Annotated in this window: 15 protein-coding genes; 13 read left to right on the top strand and 2 right to left on the bottom strand. The window is 70.4% G+C overall.

The window, feature by feature from the left end:
- Positions 1-4 precede the first annotated feature (4 nt).
- Positions 5-1,144, bottom strand: coding sequence for an FMNH2-dependent alkanesulfonate monooxygenase (gene ssuD / locus AC07N1_RS11305; protein WP_494671899.1), 1,140 nt, complete (start codon positions 1,142-1,144; stop codon positions 5-7).
- 382 nt (positions 1,145-1,526) lie between these two features.
- On the opposite strand from ssuD, the gene AC07N1_RS11300 reads away from it, so the two are divergent.
- The 12 genes from AC07N1_RS11300 to AC07N1_RS11245 all read left to right on the top strand — a co-directional run bounded on the left by AC07N1_RS11300 (position 1,527) and on the right by AC07N1_RS11245 (position 19,587).
- On the top strand, positions 1,527-3,110 hold the full coding sequence (locus AC07N1_RS11300; protein WP_494671898.1) for an FAD-binding protein: 1,584 nt from the start codon (positions 1,527-1,529) through the stop codon (positions 3,108-3,110).
- Positions 3,107-3,502 carry a 4Fe-4S dicluster domain-containing protein gene (locus tag AC07N1_RS11295; RefSeq protein WP_494671897.1) on the top strand — a complete coding sequence of 132 codons (396 nt, stop codon included), beginning with the start codon at positions 3,107-3,109 and terminating at the stop codon, positions 3,500-3,502. Before AC07N1_RS11300 ends, AC07N1_RS11295 begins: the two co-directional genes overlap by 4 nt.
- A gap of 136 nt (positions 3,503-3,638) precedes the next feature.
- Positions 3,639-4,589 carry an ABC transporter substrate-binding protein gene (locus AC07N1_RS11290; RefSeq protein ID WP_494671896.1) on the top strand — a complete coding sequence of 317 codons (951 nt, stop codon included), beginning with the start codon at positions 3,639-3,641 and terminating at the stop codon, positions 4,587-4,589.
- A gap of 210 nt (positions 4,590-4,799) precedes the next feature.
- Complete coding sequence (locus tag AC07N1_RS11285) at positions 4,800-7,211, top strand: TonB-dependent receptor (RefSeq protein ID WP_494671895.1); 2,412 nt, start codon at positions 4,800-4,802, stop codon at positions 7,209-7,211.
- A gap of 8 nt (positions 7,212-7,219) precedes the next feature.
- Positions 7,220-9,520 carry a molybdopterin-dependent oxidoreductase gene (locus tag AC07N1_RS11280; RefSeq protein WP_494671894.1) on the top strand — a complete coding sequence of 767 codons (2,301 nt, stop codon included), beginning with the start codon at positions 7,220-7,222 and terminating at the stop codon, positions 9,518-9,520.
- A 178-nt stretch (positions 9,521-9,698) separates the two neighbouring features.
- Entirely contained in the window at positions 9,699-11,042 is a 1,344-nt protein-coding gene (locus tag AC07N1_RS11275) for an LLM class flavin-dependent oxidoreductase (RefSeq protein ID WP_494671893.1), read from the top strand.
- 92 nt (positions 11,043-11,134) lie between these two features.
- Entirely contained in the window at positions 11,135-12,154 is a 1,020-nt protein-coding gene (locus AC07N1_RS11270; RefSeq protein WP_494671892.1) for an ABC transporter substrate-binding protein, read from the top strand.
- Positions 12,155-12,159: 5 nt separating this feature from the next.
- On the top strand, positions 12,160-13,341 hold the full coding sequence (locus tag AC07N1_RS11265; RefSeq protein ID WP_494671891.1) for an acyl-CoA dehydrogenase family protein: 1,182 nt from the start codon (positions 12,160-12,162) through the stop codon (positions 13,339-13,341).
- On the top strand, positions 13,338-14,288 hold the full coding sequence (locus AC07N1_RS11260; protein ID WP_494671890.1) for an NAD(P)-dependent oxidoreductase: 951 nt from the start codon (positions 13,338-13,340) through the stop codon (positions 14,286-14,288). Before AC07N1_RS11265 ends, AC07N1_RS11260 begins: the two co-directional genes overlap by 4 nt.
- 223 nt (positions 14,289-14,511) lie before the next feature.
- Positions 14,512-16,980, top strand: a complete 2,469-nt coding sequence (locus AC07N1_RS11255; RefSeq protein WP_494671889.1) for a TonB-dependent receptor plug domain-containing protein — start codon at positions 14,512-14,514, stop codon at positions 16,978-16,980.
- The gene (locus AC07N1_RS11250) at positions 16,980-17,963 is read left to right on the top strand and encodes an ABC transporter substrate-binding protein (protein ID WP_494671888.1); all 984 of its coding nucleotides are present in this window, start codon (positions 16,980-16,982) and stop codon (positions 17,961-17,963) included. Before AC07N1_RS11255 ends, AC07N1_RS11250 begins: the two co-directional genes overlap by 1 nt.
- Positions 17,964-18,129: 166 nt before the next feature.
- Positions 18,130-19,587 (top strand): MFS transporter, encoded by a 1,458-nt coding sequence (locus tag AC07N1_RS11245; protein WP_494671887.1) that lies wholly within the window; start codon positions 18,130-18,132, stop codon positions 19,585-19,587.
- A gap of 173 nt (positions 19,588-19,760) precedes the next feature.
- On the opposite strand, the gene AC07N1_RS11240 is transcribed toward AC07N1_RS11245, so the two are convergent.
- Complete coding sequence (locus tag AC07N1_RS11240) at positions 19,761-20,057, bottom strand: hypothetical protein (protein WP_494671886.1); 297 nt, start codon at positions 20,055-20,057, stop codon at positions 19,761-19,763.
- Between the two features lie 634 nt (positions 20,058-20,691).
- Here AC07N1_RS11240 and AC07N1_RS11235 point away from each other — a divergent pair.
- Positions 20,692-24,549: a non-ribosomal peptide synthetase family protein gene (locus AC07N1_RS11235; protein ID WP_494671885.1), complete on the top strand. Its 3,858-nt coding sequence runs from the start codon at positions 20,692-20,694 to the stop codon at positions 24,547-24,549.

Genomic DNA, 24,549 nt, shown 5'->3' with positions numbered 1-24,549 from the left:
GCGGCTAGCTGGCCCTTACGTCCAGGTCCTTGGCGAAGTCGCGACCGACCAGCCCGACGGCCTGGCGCCGACGGTCGAGGCCAAGCGCCGGAAACAGCAGCTCGGCGACCTTGTAGGCTTCCTCCAGATGCGGATAGCCCGAAGCGATCACGGTCTCGACGCCGATCGCCTGGTACTCGCGCAATCGCGCGGCCACCGTGGCGGGGTCGCCGACCAGGGCCGTCCCCGCCCCTTCCCGGATCAGGCCGACGCCGGCCCAGAGATTGGGCGCGATCTCCAGCGCGTCGCGCCGGAAGCCGTGCAGCGCGTTCATCCGCCGCTGCCCTTCGGACTCGGACCGGCGGGCGTGACGCTGGCGCGCGGCCTCGATCGCCTCGTCGGTGACCTTGCTGATCAAGCGCTCGGCGGCGGCCCAGGCCTCGTCCTCGGTCTCGCGGACGATCAGGTGGATGCGCAGGCCAAAGCGCACGGCGCGCCCCCGCGCGGCGGCCGCGGCCCGCACCTGGGCGAATTTCTCGGCCACCGCCTGCGGCGGCTCGCCCCAGGTCAGATAGTGATCGACATGCCGGGCGGCGACCTCGACCCCGGCCGGCGAAGAGCCGCCGAAATAGAGCGGCGGATAAGGGCTCTGGATCGAGGGATAGGCCAGGCCGCCGGCGCTTTCGACGGCGTAGTGCGCGCCCTCGAAGCGGATCGGCGCGCCGCTGGCCACCGCCCGCCAGATGGTCAGGAACTCGTCGGTCTGGGCGTAGCGCTCGCCATGGCTCAGGCGGACGCCGTCCTGGGCCAGCTCGGTCGGATTGCCGCCGGTGACGATGTTGAGCAGCAGCCGCCCGTCCAGCACGCGGTCAAGGGCGGCGGCCTGGCGGGCGGCGAAAGCCGGCGCGATCACGCCGGGCCGCATGGCGACCAGGAACTTGAGGTCACGGGTCAGGGGCGCCAGGCTCGAGGCCAGCGTCCAGCCGTCCAGGCACGACGGACCGGTCGGCAGCAGCACGCCCTCGAACCCCAGGCGGTCCGCGGCCTGGGCGATCGCCTGCATGTAGCCCGTCTCGGCCGGCCGCCATCCTTCTTGCGAGGCGAGATAGGGCCCGTCGCCCGCCGTGGGCAGGAACCAGAAGAGACGCAAGGCGGGCAGGCTCATCGCCGGGCGTTCCTCACCGTGATCCGAGGTTGCGGTGATAGGCCAGGGCCAGAAATCCTATCGACAGCGCCCACCGGACGGGACGGCCAGACTGAAACAGAGACAAAGGCGAGGCACCCGATCGCGGCCAGGACCGCCTCCATGCTGTAGTCGCCCCGCGCCGCCCCGACGATGGAGAGTTTCTCATCGTCCTGATGAGCGGGTCCGATCAACGCGGGGCCGCCAGACGACCGATAACCGCGTCGAATACAGATGATAAGAACGCCTCGTTGGTCTTGGCCGTGGCGAACGCCTATCCCGGCTTTCGACCCACGCTGCTTTCGCCAGCGCCTTCCCCGGCGCGGCGATCTTGGCCTGGAGAGTCGAGCGGACGCGGGGACGCATGAGCGATCTTGATCTGGAAACGGACGTTCTGGTGATCGGCGGCGGCATGGCCGCGACCTGGGCGGCCATTTCGGCGGCCCGCCAGGGCGCGGCGGTGACCCTGGTCGACAAGGGCTTCGTGGGGACCAGCGGCGTCACCGCGACCGCCGGCCCTGGTCACTGGTGGGTTCCGCCCGATCCAGAGCAGCGGCGGGCGACGATCGAGAAGCGCTATCCCAGCAGCCATGGCCTGGCCGAAAAGGCCTGGATGGAGCGCGTGCTCGACGTGACCTGGCGCACCCTGCCCGAGCTTGCGCCCTACTACGCCTTCGGCCGCGACGGCGACGGCCGGACCTATTATCCCGGCGTCCGCGGCCCGGAATATCTGCGCGCGCTGCGGGCCTACGCCCTGGCCAGCGGGGTGACCGTTCTCGATCACCATCCGGCGCTGGAGCTGCTGGTCCACAAGGACGGCTCGGTGGCGGGCGCCGCCGGCTACGCGCGGCTGGAGCGCCGCGCCTGGACCGCCCGCGCCGCCGCGGTGATCCTGGCCAGCGGCGGCTGCGCCTTCCGCTCCGGCCTGATCGGCAGCCACACCAACACCGGCGACGGCCACCTGATGGCGGCGGAAGCCGGGGCCGAGCTCTCCGGCATGGAATTCTCGGCCATCTACACCCTGTCGCCCGCCTGGTGCTCGACCCGCACCCTGCCCTACACCGCCTCGCGCTTCTTCGACGCCGAGGGCCGGGAGCTCGACATCCCGCCGCCGCTGTCGGACAAGGCCCACCATCGCGCCCTGGCCAGGGCGATGATCGCCGGGCCCGTCTTCGCCGATCTCAGCGAGGCCCCGCCCGCGCTGCGGCCGATCCTGCACCGCATCCAGCCCGCCACCGTCGCGCCGTTCCAGCGCAAGGGCGTGCGCCTGTTCGACCAGCGCTTCGAGGTGCGGCTGTTCGGCGAAGGCACCATCCGCGGCACGGGCGGCCTGCGCATAATCGACGAAGACTGCCAGACCACGGTGCGCGGCCTCTTCGCCGCCGGCGATGCGGCGACCCGCGAGCTGGTGGTCGGGGCCAGCAGCGGCGGCGGCTCGCCCAATTCGGCCTGGGCCCTGACCTCGGGCCAGATCGCCGGCGCCGCCGGCGCGCGCCTGGCCAGGATCGAGGGCCGACGCAGCGGCGAGCCGGTTCATGCGGCCGGCCGCGCCGGCCTTCGCCCCGGCGGCCAGGTGGCGGCCGTGGACGAACGCGACGCCGTCAGGACCGTGCAGGACGAGATGCTGGACTATGACAAGGCGCTCTGGCGGCGGCGTCCGACGCTGGAAGCCTCGCTGGCGCGGCTGGACGCGGCCTGGGCGGCGATCGCCGCCCATCGCCGGGCCGAAGGCCTCGACCAGGTCGCCGCCCGCGAAACCGCGGCCCTGGTGGCCAGCGCCCGCTGGTCGACCCACGCGGCGCTGGCGCGAAACGAGACCCGCGGCCTGCATCTGCGGGACGACGCCCCGGACCTGTCGCCCGACGGCGCCCGGCGCCTGCTGGTCGGCGGACTGGACCAGGTCTGGAGCCGCTACGAAACCTCCGCCGCCGTGGAGGCCGCCGCGTGATCGCCCACATCTTCGAAGAGTCCTGCAACGGCTGCCAGGCCTGCGTCAGCGCCTGCCCGACCCACGTCTTCGACCCCGGCGCCGCCGGCGGCCCGCCGGTCGTGGCGCGCCTGGACCGGTGCCAGACCTGCTTCATGTGCGAGCTCTACTGCCCGACCGACGCGATCTATGTCGGCCCCGACCAGACGCAGCGGGAAACGATCGATCCCGAGGCGATCAAGGCTTCCGGCGTTCTGGGCCAGATGCGCCGCGACCACCTCTGGGACGCCCCTGCGGGCGATCCCGAGCCGCTGGCCGAATACTGGCGCCTGGGGCCGCTTCTAATGGAGGGCTCGCAGATTTCCACCCGCCGCCACGCGCTCAAGCATCCCCCAAAGCCGTCCGAGCCCTGACCTTCCGGCTTCGGCTTCCCGCTGAGGCGCAGGGCCCACTTCACCGGCCGTAAGGCCACGCTTTAAGGAAACTCGTTTGTCCTGGCCCGACCGCGGGGCCATGCCACGAGCCTGCTTCAGCAAGGACACCGCAGCCGTGACCGGGTTTTCTCTTCCCTCCTTCCAGACCCGCCGCGCGCTCCTGGGCCTCGCCGCCGCGGGCCTGGCGGCGGCCTGCGCGCCCAAGGCCGCGAAGCCCGCGGGCAAGCTTCTGGTCGGCGACCAGCGCGGCGGCTCGCGCCTGGTGCTGGCCGGCGCGGGCAAGCTGGAAGGCGCGCCCTATCGCATCGAGTGGTCGCAGTTTCCCAACGCCGCTCCACTGCTGGAGGCCCTGAACGCCGGCGCGATCGACACCGGCATCGGCGGCGACTCCGCCTTCATCTTCGCCATCGGATCCGAGGCCCGGATCAAGGCCATCGGGGCCCAGATCAGCCAGGGCATGGGCCCCGCCATCGTGGTTCGCGGCGGCTCCGCCGTCCGGGACTTCAAGGACCTGGCGGGCAAGACGATCGCCACGCCGCGCGGCTCGATCAGCCACAACCACGTGCTGGGGATCCTGGAGGCCAACGGCCTGCCCTACGACGCGGTCAAGTTCGCGTTCCTGTCGCCCAACGACGGCCGCGCCGCCTTCCAGGGCGGGTCGGTCGACGCCTGGGCGATCTGGGACCCGCACATCGCCCTGGCCGAAAGCCAGGGCGCCCGGATCCTGACGGGCAAGCAGGACGAGGATCCCGGCTATACCCTGATGTTCGGCCGCGACGGCGCCATCGCCGAAAAGCCCGACTATCTGCGCGACTACCGCGACCGGCTCTATGAGGGCTGGACCTGGGCGGCGGCCAACCGAACCGCCTATGCCGAGGCGATGTACCGCGACACCGGCATGGATCCGGCGATCCTGAAGACCATGATCGGACGCACCCAGCGCCTGCCCGTGCAGATTGATGCGGCGCTGATCGCCACCGAGCAGCGCACGGCCGATCGCTATCTGCGGGCCGGCGTGATCGCCAAGAGGATCGACGTCGCCAAAGGCTTCGACACCCTCGGTTGATTTCAATCCAGATTAATATTCCCGTCGGCTCGCGAGCCATATTTACCGCGCAAATCCTATTCTTCGCGCTCATGGAGCAGCAAACAAATAGTCGTTTGCACGGATCAACACCCCACTGCCATTGAAGCGTCGCGCCGCTCCCAACACCGGCGACCACAAAGCATCGCCTCGCCTTGAGAGAACTTGGCGGGTCTTCGATCGGGGGATCTCATGACGACCACTTCTGCTCGACGCGCCGGCGGCGCGCCGACGCTGAAAGCCTTGCTGCTGACGGCGTCGGCCCTGCTCTCCAGCGCCGGCTTTGCGGGCCACGCGCTGGCCGCCGACGCGAGCGACGCGCCCGCCAGCGGCGCGGCGACGCCCGACAACGCCGGCGCGGCCGAGGTCGACGCCCTGGTCGTCACGGCGCGCTATCGCAGCGAAGACGTCCAGACCGTGCCGATCCCGATCACCGCCCTGGGCGGCCAGCAACTGGAAGCGCTGGGCGGCACCTTCAACCTCAAACAGCTGATGAGCCAGCTGCCCAGCCTGAACATCCAGGGCTTCAGCGGCCGCAACCAGACCACCACCATCCGCGGCATCGGCACCAACGCCGGCGGCACCAACGACGGCCTCGAGCAGGGCGTCGGCCTCTATATCGACGGCGTCTACCGCCCGCGCACCGGCACGGCGATCACCGACCTTGTGGACGTCGAGAGCATCCAGCTGCTGCGCGGCCCGCAGGGCACTCTGTTCGGCAAGAACACCGTCGCCGGGGCCATCGACATCCGCACCCGCGAGCCGTCGTTCACACCCGAATGGCGCGGCGAGGTCTCGGTCGGCAACTACAAGTACCTGCGCGCCTACGGCAGCTACAGCGGCCCGATCACCGACAACCTGGCCGTCCGCTTCAGCTACCTGCGCAACGAACGCGAGGGCCTCTACTACAACACCGTATACAAGAAGCGCTGGGACAACCTGGACAACAACGCCTACCGGCTGGACCTGCTGTACAAGCCCACCGACGACTTCAAGCTGCGGGTGACGGCCGACTACAGCATCCAGGAAGGCAATATGGGCTTCAACGTGGTGACGGCCGTGCTGCCCACCACCAAGGCCAACGGTTCGGTCGTGCGCGGCTTCTACGAGAAGGCCGCCTCGGTCGGCTATACGCCCATCGCCATCGATCCTTTCGCCCGCAAGGTCGACCTCGACAACTCCCAGTTCGACCGCATGCCCAGCTGGGGCGTGCAGTCGCGCGCCGACTGGCAGGTGGGCGGCTTCACCCTGAGCTCGATCTCGGCCTATCGCGACTGGCGCTGGATCCCCAACTACGACGGCGACCAGATCGGGGCCAACGTCTCGACCCAGGGCATCGTCGACACCGTCCAGACGCAGTTCAGCCAGGAGCTTCGCCTGGTCTCGCCGGACGAGCGCCGCCTGCAATACACCGCCGGCCTCTACTACTTCTGGCAGGAGGCCGACGACTGGACGACCTCGGCCTACGGCCGCGACGCGGCGAAATGGCTGCTGGGTCCCACCTATCCGGACGCGGTGCTGAACGGCCTGGCCTCGGTGGCGCACGTGGTGCCGGCCACCCACAGCTACGCCGCCTACGGCCAGGCGACCTGGAAGCTGCGCCCCGACCTGCGGCTGACCGCCGGCCTGCGCTACACCTACGAGGAAAAGACCGGCCTCTACGACGCCAAGGTCGGCGGCTCGGCCGTCGCCATCGCCGACCTGCCCGCGGCCTGGCAGGCCCTGGCGGTCACTGCCCGCGCCACCTACGCCCCGGTCAGCCGCTACGAGGCCGACTGGAACGGCGACAACGTCTCGGGCCTGCTCAGCGCCAGCTACGACCTCAGCGACGACGCCCACGCCTACGCCAGCTATTCGCGCGGCTACAAGTCGGCCGGCATCAACCTGGTGCGCCAGACCACGGGCGTCGACATCTTCGTCGCCCCCGAAAAGGTCGACGACTACGAGCTGGGCGTGAAGACGCGCCTGCTGGACCGCCGCCTGGAGCTGAACGCCAACCTGTTCTGGACCACCGACGAGAACTACCAGGCCAACTACGTCAACACGACGGTCAGCCCGGCGGTCACCTACATCGCCAACACCGGCACGCTGCGCTCGCGCGGCGTGGAGCTGGACGCCCGCGCCGCCCCCTTCACCGGCCTGACCGCCACCCTGTCGGCGAGCTACAACGAGGCCCGCTACCAGTCTTACAAGAACGCCTCGGCCCAGTACCTGACCTCGTACCAGGGGGTGAAGGACCTGTCGGGAGCGGAGGCCTCGGGCGCGCCGCGCTGGACGGTGGCGGCGACGCTTCGCTACGCCAAGCCGATCACCCTGCCGGGCGGCGACGGCGGCGAGGCCTATATCGGCGGCGACTACAGCCACCGCTCGCACTTCTTCGCGGCCGTCAACGACGACATCTTCAGCCTGGCGCCGGGCTACCAGGTGTTCGGGCTGAACGGCGGCGTGCGGTCGGACAAGGGCTGGGACGTCTCGATCTGGGCGCGCAACCTGTTCGACGAGGAGTACTTCAACACCCTGTCGGTCAACGCCACCTACGGGATCGTCCAGGGCACGCTGGGCGAGCCGCGCACCTTCGGCGCGACCCTGCGGATCAAGCGTTAGACCTCCGCATGAGCCCGGCCCGCACCTACACCGCCGCCCACTGGGGGATCTACGAGGTCGAGGCCGGGCTCGATGGCGCGCCCCCTCGCCTCTTCCCGCTGACCGGCGACAGCGATCCGTCGCTGATCGGCCTGGACCAGCTGGACCCCGCCACCCAGGCCCTGCGCATCTCCAGGCCGGCGGTGCGCGAGAGCTGGCTGGAGGGCGGGACAGGCTCGCGGCCCGAGCTGCGCGGCCGCGAACGCTTCGTCGAGGTCGACTGGGACACCGCGCTGGGTCTAGTGGCGGCCGAGGTCAGCGACGTGCGCGAGCGCTTCGGTAACGAAGCGATCTTCGGCGGCTCCTACGGCTGGTCCAGCGCCGGGCGGTTTCACCACGCCCAGAGCCAGGTGCACCGGTTCCTGAACCTGCTGGGCGGCTATGTGCGCAGCGTCGACAGCTACAGCCTGGGCGCGGGCCGGGCGCTGATGCCGCATATCGTCGCCTCGATGGACGAGTCGAACCTGTCCCACACCTCGTGGGACGTGCTGGCCGAGCATACGCAGCTGTTCGTCACCTTCGGCGGCGTGCCGCTGAAGAACACCCAGGTCTCGTCCGGCGGCTCGGGCCGCCACCGCACGCGCGACGGCCTGGCGGCGATGGCCAAGGCCGGGACGCGCTTCGTCAACATCAGCCCGGTGCGCGACAACCTGGAGACCGGCGGTCCTGTCGAGTGGATCCCGATCCGCCCCAACACCGACACCGCCCTGATGCTGGCCCTCGCCTTCGTGATCCGCCAGGACCCGCGCTTCGACCGCGGCTTCATCGACCGCTGCACGGTCGGCTACGACCGCTTCGAGCCCTACCTGACCGGCCAGCAGGACGGCGTCGCCAAGACTCCGGCCTGGGCCGAGGCGATCACCGGCGTGCCGGCCGCCCGCATCGTCGCCCTGGCCGACGAGATGCTGTCGGCCCGCACCATGATCAACGTCGCCTGGGCCCTGCAACGCGCCGCCCATGGCGAGCAGCCGTTCTGGGCGCTGGTGACGCTGGCCTGCATGCTGGGCCAGGTGGGCCTGCCCGGCGGCGGCTACGGCCTGGGCTACGGCGCGATGAACACGCAAGGCAGCGCCCATGCGCGGCTGTCGGGTCCGGTGCTGTCGCAGGGCCAGAACGCGGTGCCAGCCTTCATCCCCGTGGCGCGCATCGCCGACATGCTGCTGCACCCCGGCGCCCCCTTCACCTACAACGGCGTCACCCACGCCTATCCCGACATCCAGCTGCTGTACTGGGCCGGCGGCAACCCGTTCCACCATCACCAGGACCTCAACCGCCTGAGCCTGGCCTGGCGCAAGCCGCGCAGCATCATCGTCCACGAGCAGTACTGGACGCCGGCCGCGCGCTTCGCCGACGTCGTGCTGCCCGCCACCACCTCGCTGGAGCGCAACGACATCGGCTTCGCCGGTCGCGAGGGCTATTTCATCGCCATGAAGAAGGCGGTCGAGCCGCTGGGCCAGGCCCGCGACGACTACGCCATCTTCGCCGACCTGGCCGGCCGTCTCGGGGTTGGCGAGGCCTACACCGAAGGGCTCGACGCCGAGGCCTGGCTGCGGCGGCTCTATGACGAGAACGCCGCGCGCGTGGCCAAGGCCGGTTTCGACCTGCCCGCCTTCGACGCCTTCTGGGCCCAGGGGTTGATCGATCTGGCGCCGCACGATCGGCCGCTGATCATGCACGAGGCCTTCCGCGCCGATCCCGAAACCCATCGCCTGGGCACGCCTTCGGGCAAGATCGAGATCTTCTCCGAACGCATCGCCGGCTACGGCCTCGACGACTGCCCGGGCCATCCGGCCTGGTTCGAGCCGTTCGAGTGGCTGGGCCATCCCGACGCCGCCCGCCATCCGCTGCACCTGCTGTCGGACCAGCCCAAGCGCCGGCTGCACGGCCAGCTGGACCACAGCCCCTACAGCCGGGCCGGCAAGGTGGCCGGACGCGAGCCGGTCTATCTCAATCCCGGCGACGCCGCCGCGCGGGGCATCGCCGACGGCGACCTCGTGGAGCTCTTCAACGATCGCGGCCGCTGCCTGGCCGGCGCCATCGTCACCGACGACATCATGCCCGGCGTGGCCAGGCTGGCGACGGGCGCCTGGTTCGATCCGGGCGCGGACCTGGAGCGCAACGGCAACCCCAACGTCCTGACCCTGGACCGCGGCTCCTCGGCCTTCGCCCAGGGCTGCGCGGCCCAGACCTGCCTGGTCGAGGCCCGCCGGCACGAGGGCGCGCCGCCGAAGGTCGAGGTCTATTCATTGCCGCGCTTCGCCCCGGCCTGAGGAGGATCGGCGCGGGGGCAGATTTTCTCCAACAGGCGCGAGAAATCTCAACACCATCTGATTTCATTGAATTTTCCGAGATGAATTGATCAGCCACAATCGAACTGTTCAGTACTGCTCGTTATTCGCCCGCCCGCGCCCGTCATAGCCTCGAACCTTCAAATTCGAGGATCTCGACATGACGCAGCAACCTGCCCGTCAACTCAAGCTCGGCGCCATCCTGGCCGGCGTGGGCACCGATCACACCCGTTGGCGCGATCCAGCCCTGGCCGGCGACGCCAGCATCGACATCAACTGGTACATCGAGAACGCCCGCCTGGCCGAGGCGGCCAAGTTCGACCTGGTGTTCATCGTCGACAGCCCGTTCATCACCCCTGACACCGCGCCGCACTTCCTCAACCGCCTGGAGCCGCTGACCCTGCTGTCGGCCCTGGCGGTCTCGACCTCGAAGATCGGCCTGGTCGGCACCCTGACCACCTCGTACTGGGAGCCCTACAATGTGGCCCGCCAGTTCGGTTCGCTGGACCACATCAGCAAGGGCCGCGCCGGCTGGAACGTGGTGACCACGGGCCTGGAGGGCGCCGCGAGGAACTATGGCCGCGACGAGCACTTCGACCACGCCGTGCGCTACGAGCGGGCCGGCGAGTTCGTCGACGTGGTCCAGGGCCTGTGGGACAGCTACGAGGACGATGCTTTCCCGCGCGACAAGGCCGCCGGGGTCTTCCTCGACAAGACCAAGCAGCACGCGCTGAACCACAAGGGCAAGCACTTCTCGGTGGCCGGTCCGCTGGCCTTGAGCCGCTCGCAGCAGGGCCAGCCGGTGATCTTCCAGGCCGGGGTCAGCGGCGCGGGCCGGGATCTCGGCGCGCGCATCGCCGAGGGCGTGTTCGCCGGCGTCGACACCTTCGAGGACGCGGTGGAGTACTATGCCGACCTCAAGGCCCGCGCGGCGGCCCAAGGCCGCGATCCGGACCACCTCAGCGTCCTGCCGGGGATCTCGCCGATCATCGCCGACACCGACGAGGAAGCCCAGGCCATCGCCGAAGCCCGGGCCGGCAGCCGCGAGATCGACAAGCTGCTCGTCGAGCTCGGCAGGGCCTTCGGCTATCACGATTTCAAGCAGTACCCGCTGGACGGCCCGTTCCCGGACGTCAGCCAGCTCAGCCTCAACAGCTACAAGGGTCATGCCGAGCGCATCGTCCGCATTTCCCAGGCCGAGAACCTGACGGTGCGCCAGGCGGCCGAACGCTTCGGTCGCTGGAAAGCCAATTTCGTCGGCTCGCCCCAGACCGTCGCCGACGAGATCGAGCGCTGGTTCGTCGGGCGCGCGGTCGACGGCTTCATCCTGCACGTGACCGGTCCGGACGACTTCGCCCGGTTCCGCGAGCAGGTCGTGCCGCTGCTGCAGGCCAAGGGCCTGTTCCGCACCGAGTACGAGCACGACACCCTGCGCGGCCACCTGGGCCTGCCCGTTCCCGAGCACCGCTGGGCCGGGGCCGCCGGCAAGATCGCCGCCGAATAGGCCCCGCAGATGTCGCTGTTCGAGTCGCTGGCTCTGGGCGGGCTGGTCCAGCCCAACCGCATCGTTATGGCGCCGGCGCTGGAAGCGGTCAGGTGAACGACCTCGAACGCCAGACCTGGGCCGGCGGCATCAGCCGCCGCCTGCTGCTCGGCGCGGGCCTGGCCCTCGGCGGCGGCCTGCTGCTGGGCGGTTGCGGCCCGCGCCAGCAGGCCGCCCCGCCGGTGCTGCGGGTGTCGATCACCGGCAAGGGCGAGGGCGACCAGCAATTGCTCCAGCGCCTGGCGGGCCTCACGACGCCCGGCTTCGAGGTTCGCTTCGCGCGCTTCGAATCCGGTCACCTCGTGGTGGAGGTGCTCAACGCCGGATCCCTCGACTATGGCAGCATGAGCGAGATCCCGCCGGTCTTCGCGGCGGCCTCGACGACCCAGAGCTTCCGCCAGATCGCGGTGCTGCGCGGCGACGTCAACAACCAGGTCGTGCTGGTGCCTCGGGGCTCGACTATCCAGACCCTGGCCGAGCTGAAGGGCAAGCGCGTCGGCTATGTGCGCGCCACCACCTCGCAGTATTTCCTGATCAAGATGCTGGCCTCGGCGGGTCTGGGGTGGAGCGACATCACGCCGGTGGCGATGAGCGTCTCGGACGCCGCCACGGCCTTCTCCAGCGGCGCGCTGGACGCCTGGGCGATCTACGGCTTTCCGATCCAGCGCGCCCTGGCGACGCAAGGGGCCCGGGTCCTGAAGACGGCTCTCGGCTTCCTGTCGGGCAACTACATCATCTCGGCCCATGTCGACGCCCTGGCCGACCCGAAGAAGGCCGAGCTGATCGGCCGCTATCTGCAGGTCGTGCGCCAGGGCTATGCCTGGGCCGCCGCCCATCAGGACCAATGGACCGCGGCCATCGCCCACGAGATCGGCGTGCCGCTGGCCTATGTCCGCGACCAGTTCGCCCGCAAGAGCGCCAGCTACGAACTCGCCCCGGTGAACGCCGCCGCCATCGCCTCGCAGCAGGAAGTCGCCGACGTCTTCGCGCGCGCGGGCCTGATCCCCAAGGCCGTGGACGTGCGCCCCCTGTGGGACGACCGCTTCAACCCCATCCTCGAACGAAAGGCCTGACCGCCATGCCCGCCGCGCTCGCGCCCGCCCTTCGGGCCGCCCCGCCGATAGACCAGGATCGCCTGGACGCCCTCACCCATCGCCTGGCGCAGACCGCCGAGGCCTACGACCGCAGCGCCGAGTTTCCTCGCGCCAATTTCGACATCCTCGCCCAGGAAGGGCTGATCGGCCTGACGGTTTCGCCGGAGTTCGGCGGCGGAGGGGCCGGTCTCGTCGAGGCGCTGCGGGTGCTGGGCGCGGTGGCCAAGGGCGAGCCGTCGACGGCCCTGATCCTCTTCATGACCTACGCCCACCACGCCCAACCCGACCGGGGCCAGTCGTGGCCCGCGCACATCTACGGCCCGTTGGCGCGCCAGGCCGTGGCCGGCCGCGGCCTGATCGGCGGCCTGCGGGTCGAGCCGGAACTCGGCACGCCGGTGCGAGGCGGCCTGCCCAAGACGGTCGCGCGGCGCACCGCCCAAGGCTGGTCGCTGAGCGGGACCAAGATCTATTCCACCGGCTCGACGGGGCTGGACTGGTTCTCGGTCTGGGCCAAGACCGACGAGGAGACGCCCCGGGTCGGCAACTTCCTGGTCGCCGCCGCGAGCCCCGGGGTGACGATCCTGCCGGCCTGGGACCATCTGGGCATGCGGGCCACGGTCAGCCACGAGGTGACGTTCGACGACACCCCCGTCCCCGCCGACCACGCCGTCGACCTGCGGCTTCCGGCCGACTGGGCGCCCAGGCCCGGCGACAACGGGCCGGGAACCTGGAACGCGCTGGCGATCTCGACCATCTACGACGGCGTCGCCCGGGCCGCGCGCGACTGGCTGGCCGGCTGGCTGGTCGACCGCGTTCCGACCAATCTAGGCGCCTCGCTCGCCTCCCTGCCCCGAACCCAGGAGAAGTTCGGCGAGATCGAGGCCCTGCTGCAGGTCAACGCCACCCTGATCGGCGACGCCGCCGCCAGGGCCGATAGCGGACACGGGCTCGGCGCAGTCCAGACCAACCTCGTCAAGTACGTGGTCGCCGGCAACGCCATCCGCGCCGTGGAGATCGGCCTGGAACTGACCGGCAATCCGGGGATCAGCCGCAGGAACCCTCTGGAACGGCACTATCGCGACGTGCTGTGCAGCCGCATCCATTCCCCGCAGAACGACACCGTCCTGGTCGCGGCGGGGCGCGCGGGCCTCGGAGCCTTCGCATGAGCCTGGTCATCGCCAGCCAGATGGAAGACGGCTTCAACGCCGCGCTCCAGCGCCATCCCCTGGCCCCGACCCTGATCGCCGCGCCCGAGGCCGAGCCCTGGAGCGCGGCCGCCGACGCCGATGTGCTGATCACCCGCCCGAGCCCCGCCTGGCGCGGCGCCAAGGACCAGGGCCGGCCGCCCGGCTGGCCGGGCCGCCTCAAGTGGGTGTACAGCGCCTCGGCCGGCGTCGATTTCTATCCGCCCTGGCTGCTCGACGCCCCGCTGGTCACCTGCGGTCGCGGCGTGGCCTCCGAGGAGATCGCCGACTACGTGGTGGCGGCGATCTACCTGCGGTCCAAGGATCTGGAGGCGGTCCGCGCCAGATCGCCCCAGCAGTGGGTCAATGTTCCCCTCGGCCGCGTGGCCGGAACCACGATCGGCCTGGTCGGCTTCGGCGCCATCGGCCAGGCGGTCGCCCGCCGCGCCCTGGCGCTGGGCGCGCAGGTGACGGCCACCCGCCGCCGGCGCCACCTGCCCGCCGCCGTCTCGGGCGTGCGCCTGCTCGACACCCTGGAAGAGGTGGTCGCCAGCGCCGATCATCTGGTCCTGGCCCTGCCCGGCACCGACCAGACCCGCGACCTGATCGACGCGGCGATCCTGGCCAAGGCCAGGCCCGGCGCGCACCTGATCAATGTCGGACGCGGCTCGGTGCTCGACCACCAGGCCCTGGTCGAGGCGCTCGACGCCGGGGGCCTGGGGTTCGCCACCCTGGACGTCACCGAGCCCGAACCCCTTCCCGCCGGGCACGCCCTGTGGACCCACCCGCGCGTGCGCCTCACCCCGCACGTGGCGTCCAACCACACGCTGGTGCGCCACGTCTTCCTGCAGAAGGTCGGCGAGAACCTGGGCCGCTTCTCCCGTGGCGAGAACCTGCTCGACCGCGTGGATCCCGCCGTGGGTTATTGAGCAGGCGCGGCCTGGCGACGCCGCCGGGCCGCATCCAGAACACCTGCAATCGACCCGCAATTTTTCTAAATATTCAATAATCACTCATAGCGCTCATTGAATATAATCGCTGCCTAAGCGTTCAAAATTGAAATCTACATGTCGCCGCCACAACAATCGACGGGGGCGATCGATGTTCATTTCACCGACAGCGAAAGACGGTGCGTGCGCCGCGAGAGCGCCATTGTCGCGCTTCTATTTCGGCGTAGCGGCCTGCGCCCTGCTGCATACGGCCGCCCAGGCGGCGGAACCAGCCTCGGCGCCGGCCGCCGACAGCAGCGTCGAGGTCGACGGACTGATCGTCACCGGTTCGCGCGGAGCCCCGCGCACCGTGGCCGAAAGCCCCGCCCCGATCGACGTGATCTCCAGCGAGAAGCTGCAGCTGACGGGCCGCTCGGAGTTCGGTGAGGCCCTGGGCAAGCTGCTGCCGTCGTTCAATTTCGCCAGCAACTCGGCGGGCATCAGCTCGATCGTCCGGCCGGTGACCAACCGGGGCCTCGGCCCGGCCTACACCCTGGTGCTGGTCAACGGAAAGCGCCGCCACAACGGCGCCCAGATCACCAACGGCTCGGGCGACAACAGCGGCGTCAATCCGGTCGATCTCGACCTCGTGCCGCTCAGCGCGGTGCGCAGCATCGAGGTGCTCAAGGACAGCGCCGCGGCCCAGTACGGCTCCGACGCCGTAGCCGGCGTCATCAACGTGCAGCTCAAGCGCGGCGCCAAGGGCGGCCATGTCGGGATCACCGCCGGCAGCCTCTATGACGGCTATGGCGATCTGGAGACCTACAAGGCCGAGGCCGACTTCGGCCTGGCCCTGGGCGACAAGGGCTTCGTCCACTTCAGCGCCGACGCCCGCAAGCGGGGCCTGGCCTGGTGGAACTTCGCGGCCAGCAACAGGACGATCTACGCCCCGGCGACCAACGCCAAGAACGCGACCTGGAGCGGTGACGGCGCCCACAATGGCGACCCGGAGATCAAGGCCTTCAACCTGGCCTACAACGCCGAATACGAACTGGGCGAGGAGGCCGTCCTCTACTCCTTCGCCACCTATGGCGAGCGCGACACCGTCATCGGCAACAACTTCCGCCGTCCCAACGAGACGGCCAGCTTCACCTGGTTCTCACCCGACGGCTATTACCCGCTCAACAACACCGCCGAGTACGACTTCCAGGTCGTGGCGGGCGGGCGCGGCGTGACCGCCGGCTGGCGCTGGGACGCCAGCAGCTCCTACGGCAAGAACCGCGTGCGCCAGTACAGCGACTTCACCATCAACCCGTCACTGGGCCGCGCCTCGCCGACCCGTTTCGACAACCTGGCGACCTACCAGTTCGAGCAGTGGACCCAGAACCTCGACGTCACCCGCGGTTTCGACTTCGGCCTGGCCAAGCCGGTGCAGGTGTCGTGGGGCGCGGAATATCGCACCGACAGGTTCTCGACCTTCGCCGGCGATCCGCTGGGCTACGCCAACGGCGGCTACGTGATCCAGGCCGGCGACCAGGAGGGCGATCCCAATGTCGGCAAGCTGGCGGCGATCGGGGCCCAGGCGGCGATCACCCTGCGCCCGCAGGACGAGGCCCGCCTGACCCGCAACGTCATCGCCGGCTATCTCGACCTGGGGATCTATCCGGCCGAGACCTGGTACGTCGGGGCGGCCGTCCGGGCCGAGCACAACGACGACAGCTCCGGCGACACGGTCGGCGGCAAGCTGAACTCGCGCTGGGACGTGACGCCGACGTTCGCCATCCGCGGCACGGTCGGAACCGGCTTCCGGGCGCCCTCGCTCAGCCAGCTCGGCTACGCTCAGACCGACAACCGCACGGCGCTGATCAACAACGTGCTGGTCCCGAGCCTTTCCTACCTGGCCCGCAACGGCTCGACCCTGGCCAAGGCCCTGGGCGCGAGCGACCTCAAGCCCGAGAAGTCGTGGAACCTCGGCCTCGGCGCGGTCTGGCGGCCGCTGGACGACGTCAGCGTCACGATCGACGGCTACCGGGTGGTGGTCGAGGACCGGATCATCCGCACCAGCCTGCTCTACGGCCCGACGGTGCGCGCGGCGCTGGTCGCCAACGGCTTCTCGGGCACCGAATACGTCGCCTACTTCACCAACGCCGTCGACACCACGACGACGGGGGTCGACATCGTCGCCGAGACCAAGCGCGACCTTGGCCGCTGGGGCGGGCTGAACCTCAGCGCGGCCTTCAACTACAACAAGACCAAGCTCGACCGCATCGCCGACACGCCTTCGGCGGTCGGGACGCTGGACAGCGGCTTCTACTATTTCGGCCGCGACCGGCAGGGCGAGCTGACGGTCGGCAACCCTGAGACCAAGTGGGTGCTGAGCAGCCGCTGGACCCTGGGCAAGCTGGGCGTGAACCTGCAGACGGCGCGCTATGGCGGCGTCACCTGGCAGCGCTCGCAGACCGCCTCGCAGGACGTGAAGTACGGCGCCAAGTGGATCACCGACCTCGACGTCGGGTTCGCGGTCACCGAGCAGCTGCGGGTGTCGGTCGGGGCGGTGAACCTGTTCGACGTGCGGCCCGACTCCAACGGCCCCGGCGACGCCAAGACCGGGGTGGCCAGCTCGGTCTACGGCCCCTCGCCGTTCGCACCGAGCGGCGGCTTCTACTACGGCAAGATCGCGTACGACTTCTGATGACGACGCGCCCTTCCCTCCTCTCGCGCCGGAGCCTGCTGGCGTCCGGCCTGGCCGGCGCCGCGGTCTCGGCCTGCGGCGGACATACGCCCGACGAGGTGCTGGTGCTCGGCGACCAGGCCAACCTGACCCGCGCCAGGGTCGAGGCGGCCGGCTTGCTGCGGGACCGGCCCTATGCCTTCCGCTGGGCCAATTTCGTCGGCGCCGCGCCGCTGTTCGAGGCGGTGATGGCCGGGGCGGTCGACACCGCGCCGGCCGGCGACACCCCGGTGCTGGCCGCCGCGGCCGCCGGCGTGCCGATCAAGCTGGTGGCGGCCGTCCGCTCGTCGGGCCGCAGCGTCGCCCTGCTGGTTCCGCCGGACTCGCCCATCCGCAGGCTGCCCGACCTGCGCGGCGCCGAAGTGATCGTCTCGTCGGCGCGGGGCAGCATCGCCCACTACCTGCTGCTGGGCGCGCTGCGCGAGGCGGGTCTGTCGATCGACGACGTCAAGGTCGGCTTCATGCTGCCGGGCGAGGCCCAGGCCGCCTTCGAGGCCGGCCGCATCCAGGTCTGGGCTACCTTCGGCCTCTACCAGGCCCTGGCCGAGCATCGCGGCGCGCGGGTCCTGCGCGACGGGACCGGGATCAACACCGGCCTAAGCTTCGTCACCGCCTCGACCAAGGCCCTGGCCTTGGACTTCAAGCGCAGCGCCATCGCCGACGTCATAAGGCAATTCGAAGCCGCCTACGGCTGGGCCAACGCCAACAAGGAAGCCTATGCCGGGGTCTATTCCAAGGTCACGGGCGCGCCGCCGGCCGTCGCCAGACTGCTGGTGGAGCGCGAAACGCCCGTGCTGGGGCCGGTCACTCCCAAGGAAATCGCCGAGCTTCAACGCGTCGGCGACACCTTCTTCGCAGCTGGACTGCTTCCCCGCGCCGTCGATGCAGCCGGCCTGGCGGACAGGTCCTTTCTAGCCGCCGCCGCACCGGGGCCGTCGACATGACCGCATGACGCGTGCGCCCCTCATTGCGGCGGCTCATCCGACCTATTGACGAAAATCGCGTGTTTTGCCGGCCCGCCCTTCCTAGGCTCCGCGCGCAAATCCTCCCGCGCCTCCTGCGATGTCCCGCGTCGCCAGAGCCGATGCGCCACCCAAAGATCGATCGCTCTTGCCTCGCCCCTTCGAACGCTCCGGCGCGTCTTCCGTCCTGATCCCGCTGGTCGTCGGCTGCGGCCTGCTCATGCAGGGGCTGGAGGGGACGGCCATCACCACCGCCCTACCGACCATGGCCCAGGCCCTGGGCGAAAGCCCAATCCGGCTGAACCTGGCGATCAGCGCCTACATGCTCAGCGTGGCCGTCTGCATTCCGCTCAGCGACTGGACGGCCAACCGCTTCGGCGCCCGTAACGTGTTCTGCGCGGCGATGGGGCTTTTCGCCCTGTCCTCGGCCCTGTGCGGCCTGTCCACCAATCTTACGCAGCTGCTGGCCGCGCGTGTGCTGCAAGGCATGGCCGGCGCCCTGATGACCCCGGTGGGACGGGTGGTGATCCTGCGCGCCACGCCGCGCGACCAGATCGTCCGGGCGATGTCGATCCTGACCGTTCCCGCGGTGCTGGGCCCGATCCTTGGTCCCTTGATCGGCGGCGTCATCGTCGAGGCCGCTTCGTGGCGGTGGATCTTCCTGCTGAGCGCGCCCGTGGGCCTGCTGGGTCTGACCGCCGCGCTGCTGATCATACCGAACCTGCGCGGCGAAGCCGGCGGCCGGCTCGACCTCTGGGGCTTCGTCCTGATCGGGAGCGGCGTGGCGGCCCTGGTCACCGCGCTCGGCGAGGTGGGCCGGCCCGGCTGGCCGCCGGGCGCGATCGCCGGCCTGGCGGCCCTGGGCGCGCTGTCGCTCGCGGCCTACGTCCGACACGCCCGATCGACGCCCGCGCCGATCCTGGATCTGGCCCTGCTGCGGATCGCGCCGGTGAAGCTGGCCACGTTCGGCGGCGGCCTATGGCGCGTGGCCATGGGCGCCTCGCCGGTTCTGGTGGCGCTGCTGTTGCAGGTCGGCTTCGGGATGTCCCCGCTACGCTCCGGCGTGATCAGCTTCGCCGGGGCCATGGGCGCGCTGCTGATGAAGGCGTCGGCGACGACGCTGCTGCGGCGCTACGGCTTTCGGCGGGTGCTGATCGTCAACGGGGCCCTGACCAGCCTGCTGCTGGCGGGCATCGGCCTTTTCCAGACCTCGACCCCGCACGCCCTGATCTTCGTCCTGCTGCTGATCGGCGGCTTCCTCCGCTCGCTGCAGTTCACCGCCCTGTCGGCGCTGAGCTTCGCCGACGTGCCCGACCGGGCGCTGGGCGGCGCCAGCGCCCTGGCCAGCATGACCCAGGAGCTGGCCCAGAGCCTCGGCGTGGCCCTGGCGGCGACCACCCTGCAGAGCCTGCTGGCGCTGCGCCAGGGCGCGTCGCTGACGGTGCACGACTTCTCGGTCGCCTTCTTCATCATGGGCGGCCTGTCGCTGCTGTCGCTGCCGCTGTTCCTGCGCCTTCCCCCCGAGGCCGGCGATCAACTGAGCGGTCGAGCCACCCGCCCGGCCGCCGCGACGACCACCGCGGATCCGATCGAGCAGGCGGCGTGAAAGCCGCCACGCCCTCCGCGCCCGCCCGACGACGATCGGTTCAGCCGAAGGCCTGAACGCCTGCGCCGAAAGCCGGCTCTGCGTCCTCCGCGGCATAGTCGAACTGCTCGTAGGGATAGCCGGACCGATCTGACCGGCGCCGCCGAGAACTATCGCCGAGCGCCCCATGCCGTTCAGTCCGGCGACACGCCGGCAAGGTCGTAGACATAGGCCTTGTCGCCCTTGCTGCTGACCCACGCGATCCTGGGCGGATGATCGCCCTGGCGCTCCTTGGGCAGGACCCAGGGCAGGCTCAGCACCGTCCCGGCCGTGTCGAGCACGGCCCATCCGTGCTCGGACGTCCAGGCCAGATACAGGGCCCCGTCGCTGCGCCGCCAGCTCGGCCGCCCGGACCGTTCCGCCGCCGGCGAGAACCGGTAGACCAACCCGTCGAGACGTCGGCGGAAGGCCAGTTCAGCCTGTTTCGACATGCCGTTCTTCCCCGCGAACGCGCCGGGCCGCCGCGATCGTCGCGCGCCCCAGGCCAGCCAGGATGTTGCGGGCGCCAAGAGTGGTCCAATGACTTTTCGTCATTCGATCCTATTTGCGATCGCCCCGCCTCAACTTCCCTATCAACCCTCCTTATTGGACCGGCCTTCTCGGCCAAGGAGGCGCTCTACAAGCGCCAGCATGCGCTAGCCGGGCGGTTGCTGGATTTCCGCGACTTCGACCTGCTCTCGCCCGGTGCGGATCGTTTCGCGCCGCGACGGACACGCCCAGCCGATTCTCGCCTTCCTCTAGCTGAGGATCGAGGGGCGCTCGACGGCGGATCGCTCGCATGTCTACACCGCCGCCTGGATCAAGCGATCGGCGCCGCACCGACAACAATTTCGGACCCTTCCGTCTGAAGTGCTCGGATGCACGCGCCGTTGCCGCACCGCAAAAGCCGGTATACCCAAATAGAAAATCTGACGAATACGCGCCCAAGCCACGAGCGCGGTCGACGGATCAAAAACTATTCATCGCATTCGGGACGCAAGTCGCAGCACGACTTGGCGCGATCGCCTCCGCACAACTGAAGGCGGAGCCTGACGAGGCGCGCCAGTAACATTGAGCAAGGTGATCATGACCATCTTCGCCGCCGCCTTCACCGCCGCCACCGCCGGCGCTCCACCGCGAGAAACCCTGGCCGCCCTCCTGCTGGACCGCGCCGAGACCGATCCGGGCGCCGTCGCCGTCATCGAGGGCGACACCCGCCTGACGACCGGCGACCTCGTCGAGCGGGCCGGTCGCGTGGCGGCCCAGCTGATCGCCGCCGGCGCCGCCGGCGACGCGGTCATAGGCCTGTTCGCCGAACCTTCGGCCGCGCTGATCACCGGCGTCTGGGGGATCGTGCTGTCCGGCGCGGCCTATCTGCCCCTGGCCCCGGATTATCCCGAAGAGCGCCTGCGCCTGATGATCGAGGACAGCCGCCTGCGGATCGTGCTGTGCCAGGCCCGCTTCGCCGCCACGGTGGAAGCCTTCGCCCCGCCCGGCACGACGATCGTCGTCATCGAGGAAGCCCTGGCCGTGGGCGGCGAAGAGACGCCGCGGCGAGCCCTGGCGCTGTCGGGCGCGCGCGACCTGGCCTATGTCATCTACACCTCAGGCAGCACCGGTCGGCCCAAGGGGGTGATGATCGAGCAGGCCAGCATCGTCGGCCAACTGCGCTGGCTGGCGCGCGAGCATGGCCTGGTTCCAGGCCAGACGCTCCTGCAGAAGACCCCGATCAGCTTCGACGCCGGCCAATGGGAGCTGCTGGCCCCGGCCCTCGGCGTCACCGTCGTGACCGCCCCGCCCGGCGCCCATCGCGATCCGGACCTGCTGATCGACCTCGTCGTACGACATCGCATCACCCTGCTGCAGGTGGTGCCCACCCTGTTGCGAGCCCTGGTCGAGACCGAGCGCCTGGGCCTGGCGCGCACCCTGGCGCGCCTGTTCAGCGGCGGCGAGGCGCTGTCGAACGCCCTGGCGCGCGCCGCGCTGGACGCCCTGCCCTGGGCCGGCCTGGTCAATCTCTACGGTCCGACCGAGTGCACCATCAACAGCTCGAGCTGGCGCGTCGAGCGCGGCGCCGTGGGCGATCCGGCCGCGGCGGTGAGCATCGGCCGCCCAGCCGCCGACACGACCTACCACGTGCTCGACGCCGATCGCCGGCCGGTGGCGGACGGGGCCGTCGGCGAGCTGTGGATCGGCGGCGCCCAGCTGGCGCGCGGCTACCTGCATCGGCCCGACCTGACCGCCGACCGCTTCATCCCCGACCCGTTCCGCCCCGAGGTTCCCGACGCCCGGCTCTACCGCACCGGCGACCTCGTGTTCGCCACGCCCGACGGCGCGGCGCAGTTCGTCGGCCGGGCCGACGACCAGGTGAAGATCCGCGGCTTCCGCATCGAGCTGGACGAGGTGCGCCTGGCCATCGAGGCCCACGACTGGGTCAAGACCGCCGCCGTCGTCGCCCAGGAGGATGCCCGCGGCGACAGGAACCTCATCGCCTATGTCGAGCTGAGCCCGCGCGAGGCGGCGCTGATGGACCAGGGCCGGGCCGGCGCCCATCACCAATCCAAGGCCAGCCGCCTGCAGGTGCGCGCGCAGCTGTCCAACCCCGGCCTCAAGCAGGACGCCGAGCTGGCCGGCCTGGCCGCCGTCGACCTGCCCGGCCTCGAAGCGACGCCGGCCCAGCGCCGCCGCGCCTTCGCCCGCAAGACCTTCCGTTTCTTCGAGGGCGGCCCCACGCGCCTGGCCGACGTCCAGGCCCTGCTCGCGGCCGAACCTGTCCAGGCCCCGCCCCGCGCGCCCGAGCGCCTGTCGCTCGACGAGCTGGGCGCCCTGCTGCGGGAGTTCGGCCAGCACCAGAGCCCCGAACGGCTGCTGCCCAAATACGCCTACGCCTCCCCGGGCGCGCTCTACGCCGTGCAGCTGCACCTGGAGGTCGTCGGCCTGCCGGGCCTGGCCGAGGGGACGTACTATTATCACCCGGTCCATCACCGACTGGCCCGGATCGCCGGCGCCGCTTCGGCAAGTCCGGGCGTCACCCTGCATCTGGTCGGCCGCCGCCCGGCGATCTCGGCGGTCTATCGCAGCAACGTCCAGGAGGTGCTGGAATTCGAGGCCGGCCACATGCTGGGCCTGTTCGACCAGGTTCTGGGCGAGCGCGGCCTGGCGATCGGGACGCCGGTCGAGCACAGCCCGCTCGCCGCCGCCCTGACCGGCCGCGAAGGGGACGTCTATCTGGGGGCCTTCCCGCTGTCGCCGCTGGGCGCGACCGCCCCGACGCCTCACCTGGCCGCCCATGTCCAGTCGCTGGAGGGACGGCTCGAGGGGCTGCCCCCAGGGCAGCACCGACTGAACGCCGACGGGACGCTCGTCCACGTCGCCGATGGCCGGATCGAGCGCAAGCACGTCATCGCCATCAACCAGCAGGTCTACGACCGGGCCGGCTTCGGCCTGACCCTGACCAGCGACAATCCGCAGGCCTGGCTGCGCTACATCGAGCTCGGCCGCTGGCTGCAGCGCCTGCAGCAAAACGGCCTTTCCCTGGGGCTGATGTCGTCGGGATACTCGTCGAAGTCAGGCGAAGACCTGCCCTCGGCCCGGCGCATCGCCGCCTTGCTGGGGCGTGAGGTCGGGGCCTCGTACTTCTGCGTCGGCGGCCGCCTGTCCCAGGACCAGATCGACAGCGAAGGGATGAACGAGGACGCCGTGCACATGCAGGGGCCGGCCGAACTGATCGCGGCCGACCTGCGACGGACCCTGCCGCCCTACATGGCCCCCAGCCGGCTGGTGATCCTCGACGCCCTGCCGCTGACCGCCAACGGCAAGGTCGACCGCAAGGCGCTGGAGGCCCGCCGCGACCTGCTGGGCGAAAGCAATGCCCGCGCTCACGTGGCGCCGCGCACCAAGGCCGAGGAGACCATCGAGACGCTGTGGCGCGCCGCCCTCAAGCTGGACCAGGTTTCGGTGGAGGACGACTTCTTCGCCCTGGGCGGCAACTCGCTGACCGCCGTCTCCCTGATCCACCGGATCAACGCCGCCCTCGGCGCGGCGCTGAAGCTGCAGGCGCTGTTCGAGGCCCCGACCATCTCCGCCCTGGCGCGCAGGGTCGAGGCGGGCGACACGCAGCAGGCCTCGCGAGCCGCGCCGCTTCGGGCCCATGGAACCGGCGCGCCGGTGTTCTGCTGGCCGGGCCTGGGCGGCTATCCGATGAACCTGCGCGCCCTGGCCAAGGGCCTGGGCGGCGAGCGCCCGGTGTTCGGGCTGCAGGCGCTGGGGATCAACGCCGGCGAGACCCCGCATGGCGACATCCAGGCCATGGCCGCCGCCGACATCGAGGTCATCCGCAAGCTCCAGCCCGAAGGCCCCTACACCCTCTGGGGCTACTCCTTCGGCGCGCGCGTGGCCTTCGAGACCGCCCACCAACTGGAGCAGGCGGGGCAAACGGTCGAGGCCCTGCACCTGATCGCGCCGGGCTCGCCCAGGCTCGACCTGCCCGCGACGCCCGCCGGTCCGCGCTACGACAACCCCGCCTATTCGGCGATCCTGTTCTCGGTCTATGCCGGGGCCCTCGATCATCCGGACCTGAAGGCCTGGCGCGAGCAGGTCCGCGAAGATGCGAGCCTTGCGGCCTTCGTCTCCGCGCGCTTCGGCCTCGACGCCGAACTGGCCGTCCGCATCGCCGCCATCGTCCGGGCGACCTATCAATTCCGCTACAGCTTCGAGGAGCTGCAACACCGCCGGATCAAGGCGCCCGTCACCCTCTTCAAGGCCCGGGGCGACGACTACGCCTTCATCGAAGGCGCCGGCGGCTACAGCGCCGCCCCGCCCAGGGTGATCGAACTCGATATCGACCACTACGCCCTGCTCAAGCCCGCCGGAGTCGAGGCCCTGGCACGCGCCCTGGCCACTCCCGCCCGTCTTTCCCCCAGCACCATTGCCGAGACCGCCTGA

The organism is Caulobacter sp. GW821-FHT09B11 (assembly GCF_059418205.1).
The sequence above is the reverse complement of the archived record's forward strand: the minus strand, read 5'-3'. Positions and strand labels throughout refer to the sequence as shown.